The sequence below is a fragment of the Streptomyces sp. NBC_01214 genome, assembly GCF_026340975.1.
GTDB lineage: Bacteria > Actinomycetota > Actinomycetes > Streptomycetales > Streptomycetaceae > Streptomyces.
In genome coordinates, this window is sequence record NZ_JAPEOS010000001.1 from 4,150,935 (window position 1) to 4,163,005 (window position 12,071).

The window sequence follows — 12,071 nt, forward strand, 5'->3', positions numbered from 1 at the left end:
GTCCCGGCCTCAGGTCGGCGCCCCGGTCCGCTCCGACTCGCGGGCCGCGCGGCGGCGCAGCGCGTCCTCGTCGGTCTCGGCGTCGTAGGAGATCAGCTTCGGCAGCAGGGCGGCCAGCACCGCCACCGACGCCACGCAGGCCAGCCCGCCGCCCCAGAAGGCCGAACGGGTACCGGTCCAGCCGGCCATCGTGCCCGCCCGGACCTGCCCGAGCTGCGGCCCCACGCTGTACGAGAGCACCTCGATGCCCGCGAGCCGGCCCCGCAGCTCCTCCGGGATCGTCTGGTTCCAGATCGTCGCCCGGCCCAGTCCGCTCACCATGTCGCCCGCGCCCGCCACCGCCAGGCACAGCAGCACGAGCCAGATGCCGCGGGACGCGCCGGCCCCCGCGATCGCCAGGCCCCACACCGCCGCACCGAACACCACCAGCAGCCCGTGCCGGCGTACCCGGGACATCCAGCCGCTGGTCATGCCGAGCACCAGCGAGCCCACCGCCCCGGCCGCGTACATCAGCCCCAGCGCCCAGACCGCGTCGAGCTCGTCCGCGAGGAAGGGGTAGATCGCGTTCGGGAAGGCGAAGAACATCGCCGCCAGGTCCACGGCGTACGTCCCCAGCAGTACGGGCCGGCTCCACGCGTAGCGCGCGCCCTCGGCCATCCCGCGCAGCGACGGACGCTCGGCCCCCTTCACCGGGGGCGCCGGACTGAGCCGCAGGCACAGCAGCACGGAGGCGAGGAACCCGAGGACGGTGACGGAGTAGGCCGCGGCGTGACCGGCGAACGCGACGACCACACCGGCCAGCGCCGGACCGGCGATCGCCCCGAACTGGTAGCGCAGCCCGCCCAGCGCGGCCGCTGCCGCCAGCTGCTCGTGCGGCACGATCCGCGCCATCAGCGAGTCCAGGGCCGGCCGCTGGAGCCCGCTCAGGGCCGACACCCCCGCCGCGACCACGTACAGCGGCCACAGCAGCGGATCCGGCAGGAGCGCGTTCACCAGGAGCACCAGGGCGAGCACCCCGAGCCCGGCCTCGGTCAGCAGGATCATCCGCCGCCGGTCGACCGCGTCGGCGAGGGCGCCCCCGTACAGCCCGAAGACCACGAGCGGAACGAGCTCCACCGCACCCATCGCGCCGACCGCCAGCGGCGAGTCCGTCAGGTGCTTGATCTGCAGCGGCAGCGCGATCATCGCCATGAACGAACCGAAGTACGTCACCGTGCCCTGGTAGAAGAGCAGCCTGAAGTCACGGCCGGAACGGAACGGGGTGAAATCGGGCAGTACGGCGGTCCATCGGGAAGTGCTCACGAGATGCCATCGTCCGTGGAGGCCCCGGCCGGGGCAACGGATTTTCTGCGCATCGGCCCCGTACCGATCACGGACGGGCGAATCCGGCGCCCGGCGCGTGGCATCACGGGCCCGGTGTGGCACCCATGGGTCATGCCGCCGGTGTCAGCGTTCCTGCGTACGGCAGCGTCGTACGCCTGGCGCCTGCTGGTGGTCGGCGCCGCCGTCTACGCGGTCTTCGCCGTGCTCGGCCGCTTCCACGAGATCACCGTGGCACTCTTCCTCGGCCTCGTCGTCACCGCCCTGCTGTGGTGGCCCACCCGGCGCCTCGCGCGCGTGCTGCCCCGGTCGGTCGCCGTCGCCGTCACCCTCCTCGGCAGCGCGTTGCTCCTGCTGGGCGTGCTGGCCCTGGTCGGCACGGCGGTGGCCGGGGAGAGTACCACCTTGGCCCGGGAGTTCCGCGAGGGACTCGACAGCATCGAGGAGTACCTCGAGCGACCACCCTTCCGGCTGAACCCGAACGCGCTCACCGACCTCCAGTCCCGCCTGGGCGCGTACCTGTCGAGCCACCGCTCCACGCTGCTCAGCCAGGCGCTCAGCGGAGCCGGGCGCCTGGTGCACGTCCTGACCGTGCTCGCCCTCGCAGCCTTCTCCTCCTTCTTCTTCCTGCACGGCGGTGACCGGCAGTGGTCCTGGTTCTGCGCGCAGCTGCCCCCGTCGGTGCGCACCCGCGTGGGCATCGGCGGCGGCGCGGCCTGGCGCACGTTCACCGGCTACACCCGCGGGATCGTCCTCGTCGCGGCGACGAACGCGGTCCTGGTCGGGCTGGCGCTGTACTTCCTCGGGGTCCCGCTGGCCGTGCCGCTGGCCCTGCTGGAGTTCTTCGCCGCCTTCATCCCGCTCGTCGGATCGCCGGTCGCGCTGGCGGTCGCCGCGGTGGTCGCGCTGGCCGCGAAGGGGCCGTTCGTCGCGGGCCTGGTGGTCGCGCTGATCGTGGTCATCGGCCAGATCGAGGGCCATCTGCTGCATCCGCTGGTGATGAGCCGGGCGGTGAGTCTGCACCCGCTGGTGGTGGCGATCTCGGTGGTCGCGGGGGCCATCGCCGCCGGGGTGGTCGGCGCGGTGGTCGCGGTCCCGCTGGTCTCGGTGACCTGGTCGGTGCACACGGCGCTGCGCGACGCCCGCCGCACGGCCGACGGCCCGACCGCCGACGACGGCGGAGCGGCCGACGACGGCTGAGGGGCCGGCGACGGCTGAAGGGCCGGCGCGGGCCGAGGGGGCCGGGCGGCGGACACCCGCCCCCGCTTCCTGCACAATCGCCTGATGAGCGATGTAGACCCCTACCTGTGGCTGGAAGACGTATCCGGCGACGCCGCCCTCGCCTGGGTGCGGGAGCGCAATGCCGAGACCGTGGACGAGCTGACCGGTTCACCCGGGTTCAAGGTCCTCGAGCAGGAGATGCGCGAGGTGCTGGACGACGACGGCCGGATCCCCTACACCGTCCGCCGGGGCGGCCACCTCTACAACTTCTGGCAGGACGCCGACCACGTGCGCGGCCTGTGGCGGCGGACCACGCTGGAGGAGTACCGGACGGACCGGCCGGCCTGGGAGGTGCTCCTGGACCTCGACGCGCTGGCCGAGACCGAGGGCGAGAAATGGGCCTGGGCGGGCAGCCGGGTCCTGGCCCCCGAGCACCGGCACGCCCTCGTCCTGCTGTCCCGGGACGGCGCGGACGCCTGCGTGGTGCGCGAGTTCGACCTGGAGACCCTGGAATTCGTCGAGGGCGGGTTCACCGTCGCCGAGGCCAAGACCCGGATCGGATGGATCGACCACGACCGGGTGTGGATCGGAACGGACTTCGGTGCCGGCTCGATGTCCGCGTCCGGCTACCCGCTCCAGGTGCGCCGCTGGCGGCGCGGCACACCCCTCGCGGACGCCCAGCTGGTCTACGAGGGCCGGCCCACCGACCTGTCCGCGTCCGGATGGCACGACGACACCCCCGGCTTCGAACGGGACTTCGTCCACCGGCAGATCGACTTCTGGAACCAGGAGCTCTTCCTGCTCCAGGAGGACTCCGCCGGCCCGCCGTTGAAGATCGACGTCCCGGACGACGCGGGCGCCTCCGTCCACCGCCGGTGGCTGACCGTCACCACCAAGTCCCCGTGGCTCGGCCATGGCGCGGGCAGTCTGCTCGCCTTCGACCTCGACGCCTACCTGGCGGGGGAGCGCGAGGCCGAGGTGCTGTTCACCCCGGACGAGCGCACCGCGCTCGCCGGGTACAGCTGGACCCGCAACCACCTCATCCTCAGCACCCGCGCCGACGTCTCCTCCCGGATGGAGCTCCTCACTCCGGGCGAGGGCGGCTGGCGCCGCGCACCGCTGCCGGGGCTGCCGCCGCTGTCCACCGCCTCGGTCACGGACACGGACCCCGACGTCGGCGACGAGTACTTCCACCACGTCACGGGCTTCCTCCAGCCCGCCACCCTCTACCGGGGCACGGCCGGCGACGACAGCGAGAGCGAGGGCCTCAAGCAAGCTCCGGCGCTCTTCGACACCGCCGGTCTCGCCGTGCGCCAGTACTTCGCGACCTCCGCGGACGGCACGAGGGTGCCGTACTTCGTCGTCGGACCCGAGGACCGCCCGGGTCCCGGCCCCACCCTGCTCTACGGGTACGGCGGCTTCGAGATCTCCATGGTCCCGCAGTACAGCGCGGTCACCGGACGGGCCTGGCTCGCGCGCGGCGGCACGTACGTCGTCGCCGGCATCCGCGGCGGGCACGAGTACGGGCCCGGCTGGCACAAGGCGGCCCTCGGCGCGAACCGGGTCCGGGCCTACGAGGACTTCGCCGCGGTCGCCCGGGACCTCACCGCCCGGGACATCACCACCCCCGCGCAGTTGGGCATCGAGGGCGGCAGCAACGGCGGGCTGCTCATGGGCGCCATGCTCACCCGCGACCCCGAACTCTTCGGCGCGGTCGTCGCGCACGTGCCGCTGCTCGACATGCTCCGCTTCCACAAGCTGCTCGCCGGAGCCAGCTGGATCGCCGAGTACGGGGACCCCGACGACCCGGCCGACCGGGCGCACCTGGAGGGGATCTCCCCGTACCACCAGATCCGGGCGGACGGGCCCGCGTACCCGCCGCTGCTCCTGCTGACCTCGACCCGCGACGACCGGGTGCACCCCGGCCACGCCCGCAAGATGGCCGCCCGGCTGCGCGAGCACGGGCATCCCGTCCTCTTCCACGAGCACCTCGGGGGCGGCCACGCGGGTGCCACCGACCACCGGCAGACGGCCTTCAACGAGGCCCTCGTCCACACCTTCCTGTGGGAGCGGCTGACCCCGCAGAACTGATCCGACACCGGGCGCAGGTGAACGGCAGGCATCCGTACGGGGGATTTGCGGGGCCAGACGCTGCCGAGGGCCGGGTTGTGCTCCACCATCGGCGGATGCAACCCCGGCCAGGGAGGACCCCATGAGCACCCCGTACGCGTCCGCCGCCCCGTACTACGCCCGCTACGTGCCCCCGTACCCGGCGGAGCTCTACGCGCTCCTCGTGGACCGGTTCGCGCTCGACGGCTCCCAGACCGTGCTGGACCTCGGCGCCGGACCGGGCACGATCAGCTTGCCGCTGGCGCCGCTGGCCGAGCAGGTCTACGCCGTCGACCCGGAGCCGGCCATGCTCGCCGAAGGGTGCAGGCTCGCCGAGGAGCAGGGCCGCAGGAACATCTCCTGGCTGCGCGGCGACGCCGCCGGCATCGGCCGGCTGTGCCTGCCCCGGATCGACCTGTGCGTCATCGGCGGGGCGTTCCACCGGATGGACCGGGTGCAGGTGCCGGTCGACCTGGACGCCGTGCTCGCGCCACGCGGTGGGATCGTCGTCGTCACCTCCGTGGCGGCGGCCTGGCCGGCCGTCGTCGACGAGGTGCGCGCCCGCTTCCTCGGACCCGACCACGGCACGGCGCACGGAGCGGCGCACGGAGCGGCGACGCGGCCGGGGGCCGGACCGAGCGACGAACCGGTGGACACGGAGGAAGTGCGGGACGCGGAGGACCACCTGGCGAAGTCCGCGTTCTCCCGCGTCGAGACCACCGCGTGGGAGCGGTCCACGCGCTGCACGGTGGACCAGGTGATCGGCCTGCAGTTCTCCCGCGCCTGCTCCAACCCGGCCCTGTTCGGCGAACGGAAGGACGCCTTCGAGTCCGAGCTGCGCCACGCCCTCCTGGAGCACTACCCGAGCGGCACCTGCACCCGGACCGTCACCGTCGCGGCCACCGTGGCGACCAGGCCACGGCGGTGACCGCGGGCTGCGTTCACTGATCCGGCGCGGCCGCGGGCGAGCGGTGCGCGAACCGGTCGGCCGCGCGCCGGCCGCGGCTCCAACCCTGCGGCACGACGGAGGACTTGTGCCAGAGCCCCACGTGGCGGCGCGGGCCATCTGCGCCGGCTGCGGCTGGTGCGCGCGGTGATCCAGGTCGGCCAGGTGCCGGTGGCGAGGGTCCGACAGGTGCTCGGGCACGTCGACGCCGAGTCCCTGGGCCGGACGATGCGTCTGGGCGCGGCCCTGTGGGCCCTGCCCCACGAGGCCGAACAGGCCGACGGCAAGGGTGAGCGCGGCGACGGCGACGGCGGCGACGAGGCCACGGCGACCGCGCGCACGGAGGTCGACCCGCTGCTACGGATGCTGGGCTGGTCCACCGCACGGGAGTTGGCGGAGCTCTCCCCGGTCCACCGTTCGCTCGTGGCGGCGGTGGCCACGCTGACGCGGCTCGGCCATCCCCGGGACGCCGCGCTCACGGCCCCGTACGCGCAGCTGATGCACTAAGTGGCCGTACGGGACCTGGACTTCGTGGCGACCTTCCCCAGGAGGAGGAGTCGGTCCGGCGGTACGGACTGGAGCGAGCCGCAGCCGGTGTCGCGACCTCCGTGGGGAGCGGCGGCCGGCCGCCCCGGTCGACGCGCCGCCCGCCGCCCGCCGCCAGCCGTCCGCCGTCCGCTCGCGGCGAAGGCCCGGTGGTCCGCCCGGGCCCCCGCGCGGCGTCACTCCGGTGCGTCGGCGAGTGCGGTGAGCAGCTCCCGCTCGCGGGCGGTGCTCAGGCCGGCCCGGCGGGGGCGCTCCAGGCCCTCGGTGCGCTCCCACCGCAGGACGTCCTCCAGCATCTCCGTGCGCGGGCGGTCGCGCAGCCCGGCCGCGTGCGCCGCGGCTCCGCTGCGGGCGCAGAAGCCGGCCCACTTCGGATCCGGCATCCACATGGCCATCGACTCCGGGCCCATGAACGGCCCGACGCCCTGGTCGAAGAGCCACTGCGGATCCGCCTGCGCCACCGGTCCGGTGTACCCGGCCGCGCGGGCCGACAGGGCGACCCAGTCGTCGAAGGGGACGACGGGACCGACGGCGTCGAAGGTCCCGGTGGTTCCTTCCTGCGCCAGGTCCAGCAGCCAGCCCGCCAGATCGCGCACGTCGATCGCCTGGGTCTGCACCACCTGGGGGGACCGGGGGAGGAGCACGGGCTGGTCCACGTCCCGCGCGAAGCGCGCCGCCCAGTACCCCGACCGCCCGCTCGCGTCGCCCGGGCCGCCGATCAGGCCGGCCCGGGCGATGACGAGCCGGTCTCCCACCGCGGTGCGCGAAGCCTCCTCGCAGGCGACCTTGGCCTCCCCGTACTCCTCCCGCCCCACCTGGTCGCCCTCGGCCGGTGCCAGCAGCGCGGCCGACTCGTCGGCGCCGACCGCGCTGTGGTCGGCGTAGGCGCTGATGGAGGAGACGTAGGTCCAGTGCCGGGCCCGCCCCGCGAGGGCCGCGAGCGCGCCGCGGACGAAGGCCGGCTGCCAGGACACCTCGATCACGGCGTCCCAGTCGCGGTCGAGGAGTTCCGCGTAGGCGGCCTCCTCGTTGCGGTCCGCCGCCACCAGCCGCGCACCGGGCGCCACGGCGCCGCTCTCGCCGCGCGCCAGACAGGTCACCGCGTGCCCCGCGCCAGCGCCTGCCGCGTGATCTCACGGCCCAGCCATGCCGTCCCGCCCAGTACAAGAAGATCCATCGGGCAACCTCAGCACATCGCGAGCACCTCCGCGACGCCGGTTCGCGCTCGGCGAAGGCCCGCGGGTGCGTACGCGTACGGACGCGTACGGATCCGGCCATGACCGTCCGGGCGCCGTTGACCGCGTGCGGGGGCCGTGGAAGTCTCGACGCCCGGTCCTGGGAGGGGACTTCCGGCAACGCGGGAGGGGCGGACACATGGCGGTACGTTCACTCAGGCTTTCGGCGGTCGCGCTGATCGCGGCGGGGGCTCTGCTGGGGGTGGGTGCCGCGGGGCCCGCGCAGGCGGCCGCTCCCCTCGGCGGCCACCCGGTCGGCACGGTCGCCCCCGTCGCCCCGAACGACCCGACCCCGGAGGAACAGGAGCGGCTGCGGGAGATCGCCGGCTCCATCTGGACCCCGCAACTGGCCGCGGGCTGGAACATGAACGCCGATGTGGTGGACGTCCTGTCGGAGGTGACCGGTGGCATCCTGAAGTGCTCCGAAGCCTTCGCCCTGGTGCCCAGGCCCCCGGGCTTCGTGCCGGGCCTCGGCTACCTGCGCCAGTACTGGAAGCAGATCAGGGACTACTTCCTGGTGGTCAGGGACAACCGCACCTACCGCGCATGCGTGGTGTCCGCCGCCGCCCACTACCGATCGATCATCGAGATGGCCTCGGCCGGCGTCTAGAGCGGCGACGAGCGACGTCGGCCGGTCCCGCGAGACCGGCCGGCCAACGAAGCACTACCCCCGCCAGGCGGTGCGAGGAACGCCCAGATCGACCCGGGCCTGTTCGTGATAGCGGTTCATCAGGGCGATCAGATCCCCTTCCAGGGACGTGGCGCCGTCGTTTCTGGTCGCGATTTCCTCCTGCCACAGGGCGAGGTTGACTTCGTGGGCGGCCTCGATCGCTGCTGGTGACGCCAGGAGGACGAGGGTTTCGAACAGCACGGACCTCCTCAGCTCGGCCGTCTCCATCGCGGCGAGGTGCTCCCGCCGGACATCCGTTCCTGCTGCCGCCTGGCGCGCTCGTTTGGCCGTGCTCGAGATCTCCTTCACGCACGCGGCGTACTCGATGTACGTGTCGAGTTTGCGTTCGTCCCAGCGCGTCGCCATGGACCGTTGGTGTCGGGTGCGCTCGGCCATGGTCGTCGCCAGGAACGAGGTCAGGGCACCGACGAGGACACCGATGAGCGTCACTATCTGTGTGATCATGACAGCGAACCTTGGACCGCGCGCGTCCTGCTGGCAAGAGCGGCCGCTGGGCCTGAACGATCACGCGCTCATGCAAGGTCCGCCCACTCTTGTCGAAGCATTCCGAAGAGCACGCGGTCGTAGCGCTTGCCTTCCACCAGCGCGGCCGACCGGCGGCGGCCTTCCTCGCGGAAGCCCAACCCGGTGAAGGCGCGCACGGCGCGCTCGTTGCCGCTCCAGGTGTCCAGTTCCAGGCGGCTCAGGCCGTACGCGCCGAACAGGTGGTCCACGAGCAGCCGTACGGCGTCCCTGCCGTGGCCGCAACCCCAGAACTCCCGTTCGCCGATGGTGATCCCCAGCGTGGCCACTCCGGCGTACGGGTCCAGGTCCCGGTAGTCGGCCATGCCTATGACCCTTCCGGTCGCGAGGTCCTCGACCGTGAACACGGCAGACTCCCTCGGGACCAGGCGCAGCATGCTGTCGAAGCTGAGCCCGACGGCCTCCGCCGTGACCGGGCCGAAGCACGGGTCACCTGCCGCGGCCCAGCGCACCACCTCCGGGTCGTTGCGCCAGCGGAGATGGTGCTCCGCGTCCTGGGAGCGCAGCGCACGCAGCCTGACCAACTTTCCTTCGAACATCACGTATCCCTCATCGAATTGCCAACAGTTCCACGCCCGGCGGAACCGATCATCTGGCCGGTTCCAGGCGGTGTCACAGGTCCCGCCGCATGCAGACGCGGGGCCACCGGTCCAGGCCGTGCGCCGCCTCGCGCTCGCGGATCTCCCGCAGGCCGGGAGCGAGCCCCGCGTCCGCGATCGGTCGGAAGCCGCAGCGCGCGTAGTACGGGGCGTTCCACGGGACCTCGGTGAAGGTGGTGAGGGTCAGGGCGGGCACGCCCCCGCGCCTCGCGAACTCCGCCAGGTGCTCCAGCAGGCTCCGGCCGAGCCCGCGGCGCGCCCGGTCGGGATGGACGGACACCTGCTCGACGTGCAGGTTGCCGTCGACGTGCTCGGCGATCAGATAGGCGCCGGGGGCGTCGGCCCCGTCGACCGCCACCCACGCCAGTCCGGCCCGTCGGTAGGCGTCGAGCTCGTCGAGCGCCAACGGTTCGTCGTCGGCGATCTCCGGCATGCCGATGTCCCGGAAGGAGCGCCCCGCGGCCCTCTCGATGTCCTGGAGGAGCGTCAGTTCGTCCCGTCGTACTGTGCGGATGACCATGACCGCATTGTCGCGGGAACGTCCCCCGGGGGCACGCGAGTATCGGGCAGGCGTCCGGTCCCCGCTCGTCCGGGGGCTGTTCTGTGCTCCGTACGAGTTCTCTTCGGTGCCCGTTCGGCCGCAGCGCCGCAGGCATGATCATCATTTTGGCGCCACGTCGGTTTGATACGGCTATGCCACGAATGCGACGGAGACAACCGACCAAGGCGTGGGGCGCCGTGGCTGTGACGGGGGCCATGCTGGTCGTCGCCGCAGCGCCGGGCCGGGCGCCCGATGCTGACACCTCGGTGCCCGCCCTCGCGGGGGTGCCCCGCGAGGCCGCGGTCACCCTGCTGGTCGGACGGGTGCTGGACGAGGGCCGGGAATCCGACGACGGGCCCTGCACGGTGCGCATGTTCCGGCCCGGACTGTGCAGCGGCTGGCAGGAGCAGCGGGTACGGGCCACCGCCCGCGGCATGGGATCCGTACTGAAGGAACCCTCCCTCGGCGACGCGGCGCGGGACGCGCGGGTGGAGGTCCTCCCCACGGACTCCGGCGGGCCGCTCCAGATCGCCCTCGCGGACGCGGGCCGCCTCACGGACGTGACCGTGCGCGACGGGCGCGGCCGGCACCTGGCCGGCGCCCTCGCGCCGGACAACGAGCGCTGGCTCAACAGCGAGCCGATGCGGGCGGGGGAGAGCTACACCGTGCAGGTCGGAGCGCTGGACGGGGACGGGACCCCGGTCGGCGTGACCATGGCGTTCCGGACCGCGCCGCCCCCGGACGGGGGCAGGCTGACGGTCGAGTTCGGGCCGGAACCCGGCACGTACGGAGCCGGGGAGATCGTGACGGCGAGCCTCAGCCGCCCCGTGCCCGCCGACGACCTCCCGGCCCGCGCCCGGCTGGAACGGGCCCTACAGGTGACCTCGGAGCCCCAGGTCGAGGGCGCGTGGCACTGGGTCGACGAATCGACCCTGCACTTCCGGCCGCGTACGTACTGGCCCGCCCACACCGTCGTCCGGGTCCGCAGCGGTCTCGACGGGGTCGAGGTCGGGGACCACGACTACGGCGGCCCCTCCGACGCGGTGCAGTTCACCATCGCGGACCGGATCGAGGCCGTCACCGACTCCGCCACCCACCGGATGACCGTGCGCCGCAACGGACGGGTCATCAGGACGATCCCGGTCACCACCGGCAAGGAGGGCTTCCGGACCCGCAGCGGCATCAAGGTCGTGCTGCGCAAGGAGTCCAAGGTCCGGATGCGCGGTGACACGGTCGGCATCCAGCGCGGCACCAGCGAGTTCTACGACCTGCCCGTCTCCTACGCGACCCGGGTGACCTGGAGCGGCGAGTACATCCACGCCGCGCCCTGGTCGGTCGAGGCGCAGGGCGAGGAGAACGTGAGCCACGGCTGTACGGGCATGAGCACCGAGAACGCCGCCTGGTTCTTCGAGACCGTCCGCGAAGGGGACATCGTGGAGGTGGTCAACAGCGGCGGTGCGAAGATGGCGCCCTTCGACAACGGGTTCGGCGACTGGAACGTGGACTGGCGGACCTGGCTGGCGGGCAGCGCCCTGGCCGCCATCGACGGGGGTCCGGAGGACTCACCGACCACCCCCGTCGCGTTCAGGCTGCACCCGACCACCTGAGCCGTGACCGGACTACGATCACCACATGATCAAAGGAGTGATGTTCGACTTCTCCGGCACACTGCTGCGCGTCGAGTCGACCGAGGAGTGGCTCGCCGCCGCCCTCGCGGAGACCGGCGTCCCGCTGGCCGAGGAAGCGTTCGGCGAGACGGCGCGGCGGCTGACCGAGTACGGCGCACTGCCCGGCGGGCCGTCGCCCCGGCACGTGCCGGCGCACCTCGACACCTTGTGGGAGCAGCGGGACATCAGCGCCGAGCAGCACCGGGCGGCCTACGGCGGCTTGACCCGCGCCGCCGGGATCACGGACCCGGAGCTGGAGCAGGCCCTCTACGACCGCCACATGACCCCCGCCGCCTGGCGCCCCTACCCGGACATCGGGCCCACCCTGCGCGCACTGCGCCGCCGGGGGCTGCCGGTGGCCGTGGTCAGCAACATCGGATGGGACCTGCGACCGGTCTTCCGCACGCACGGGCTCGACGAACTGGTCGACGCCTACGTGCTCTCCTTCGAGCTGGGCATCCAGAAGCCCGATCCGGTGATCTTCCGAACGGCATGCGACCGGCTGGGCCTGGCCCCCGCCGATGTGCTGATGGTCGGCGACAGCGTCGAGGCGGACGGCGGCGCGCGGGCGCTCGGCTGTCCGGTGCACTTCGTCGAGCACCTCCCGGTCGACCGGCGGCCGGGCGGACTGGCCCCGCTCCTGGACCTGCTCGGGCCCGCTTAGCGGTCGGCTC

The 12,071-nt window shown here is 73.1% G+C and carries 10 protein-coding genes and 2 pseudogenes; 7 read left to right on the forward strand and 5 right to left on the reverse strand.

All coding sequences use genetic code 11. From position 1 onward, the window contains the following. Positions 1-9: 9 nt before the first annotated feature. The gene (locus tag OG594_RS19495; protein ID WP_266600614.1) at positions 10-1,302 is read right to left on the reverse strand and encodes an MFS transporter; all 1,293 of its coding nucleotides are present in this window, start codon (positions 1,300-1,302) and stop codon (positions 10-12) included. A 132-nt stretch (positions 1,303-1,434) separates the two neighbouring features. Between OG594_RS19495 and OG594_RS19500 the strand changes: the two genes are divergently transcribed. The 4 genes and pseudogenes from OG594_RS19500 to OG594_RS19515 all read left to right on the forward strand — a co-directional run. Next, positions 1,435-2,520, forward strand: coding sequence for an AI-2E family transporter (locus tag OG594_RS19500; protein ID WP_266600616.1), 1,086 nt, complete (start codon positions 1,435-1,437; stop codon positions 2,518-2,520). 84 nt (positions 2,521-2,604) lie between these two features. After that, positions 2,605-4,632 carry a prolyl oligopeptidase family protein gene (locus tag OG594_RS19505; protein WP_266600618.1) on the forward strand — a complete coding sequence of 676 codons (2,028 nt, stop codon included), beginning with the start codon at positions 2,605-2,607 and terminating at the stop codon, positions 4,630-4,632. 121 nt (positions 4,633-4,753) lie between these two features. Beyond that, complete coding sequence (locus tag OG594_RS19510) at positions 4,754-5,578, forward strand: class I SAM-dependent methyltransferase (RefSeq protein ID WP_266600620.1); 825 nt, start codon at positions 4,754-4,756, stop codon at positions 5,576-5,578. A gap of 135 nt (positions 5,579-5,713) precedes the next feature. Continuing rightward, positions 5,714-6,100, forward strand: a pseudogene (locus OG594_RS19515) (transcriptional regulator); the annotation flags it as partial. Between the two features lie 218 nt (positions 6,101-6,318). On the opposite strand, the pseudogene OG594_RS19520 reads toward OG594_RS19515, so the two are convergent. Then, positions 6,319-7,319: pseudogene (locus tag OG594_RS19520) on the reverse strand (NAD-dependent epimerase/dehydratase family protein). A 197-nt stretch (positions 7,320-7,516) separates the two neighbouring features. On the opposite strand from OG594_RS19520, the gene OG594_RS19525 reads away from it, so the two are divergent. Beyond that, complete coding sequence (locus tag OG594_RS19525) at positions 7,517-7,987, forward strand: hypothetical protein (RefSeq protein ID WP_266600622.1); 471 nt, start codon at positions 7,517-7,519, stop codon at positions 7,985-7,987. Between the two features lie 54 nt (positions 7,988-8,041). On the opposite strand, the gene OG594_RS19530 is transcribed toward OG594_RS19525, so the two are convergent. The 3 genes from OG594_RS19530 to OG594_RS19540 form a co-directional block, all read right to left on the reverse strand. Next, entirely contained in the window at positions 8,042-8,512 is a 471-nt protein-coding gene (locus OG594_RS19530) for a hypothetical protein (RefSeq protein WP_266600624.1), read from the reverse strand. 68 nt (positions 8,513-8,580) lie between these two features. Further along, positions 8,581-9,129: a GNAT family N-acetyltransferase gene (locus OG594_RS19535; RefSeq protein WP_266600626.1), complete on the reverse strand. Its 549-nt coding sequence runs from the start codon at positions 9,127-9,129 to the stop codon at positions 8,581-8,583. A gap of 73 nt (positions 9,130-9,202) precedes the next feature. After that, entirely contained in the window at positions 9,203-9,709 is a 507-nt protein-coding gene (locus OG594_RS19540; protein ID WP_266600628.1) for a GNAT family N-acetyltransferase, read from the reverse strand. A gap of 218 nt (positions 9,710-9,927) precedes the next feature. Between OG594_RS19540 and OG594_RS19545 the strand changes: the two genes are divergently transcribed. Both OG594_RS19545 and OG594_RS19550 read left to right on the forward strand, forming a co-directional pair. Beyond that, on the forward strand, positions 9,928-11,337 hold the full coding sequence (locus tag OG594_RS19545) for an Ig-like domain-containing protein (RefSeq protein ID WP_266600630.1): 1,410 nt from the start codon (positions 9,928-9,930) through the stop codon (positions 11,335-11,337). A 25-nt stretch (positions 11,338-11,362) separates the two neighbouring features. Further along, entirely contained in the window at positions 11,363-12,061 is a 699-nt protein-coding gene (locus OG594_RS19550) for an HAD family hydrolase (RefSeq protein ID WP_266600632.1), read from the forward strand. The last annotated feature ends 10 nt before the right edge of the window (positions 12,062-12,071 follow it).

Coding starts and splice junctions, on each gene's coding strand:
- OG594_RS19505 (WP_266600618.1), top strand. CDS start 2,605: ATGAGCGATGTAGACCCCTACCTGTGGCTGGAAGACGTATCCGGCGAC.
- OG594_RS19510 (WP_266600620.1), top strand. CDS start 4,754: ATGAGCACCCCGTACGCGTCCGCCGCCCCGTACTACGCCCGCTACGTG.
- OG594_RS19530 (WP_266600624.1), bottom strand. CDS start 8,512: ATGATCACACAGATAGTGACGCTCATCGGTGTCCTCGTCGGTGCCCTG.
- OG594_RS19500 (WP_266600616.1), top strand. CDS start 1,435: ATGCCGCCGGTGTCAGCGTTCCTGCGTACGGCAGCGTCGTACGCCTGG.
- OG594_RS19525 (WP_266600622.1), top strand. CDS start 7,517: ATGGCGGTACGTTCACTCAGGCTTTCGGCGGTCGCGCTGATCGCGGCG.
- OG594_RS19535 (WP_266600626.1), bottom strand. CDS start 9,129: ATGTTCGAAGGAAAGTTGGTCAGGCTGCGTGCGCTGCGCTCCCAGGAC.
- OG594_RS19550 (WP_266600632.1), top strand. CDS start 11,363: ATGATCAAAGGAGTGATGTTCGACTTCTCCGGCACACTGCTGCGCGTC.
- OG594_RS19540 (WP_266600628.1), bottom strand. CDS start 9,709: ATGGTCATCCGCACAGTACGACGGGACGAACTGACGCTCCTCCAGGAC.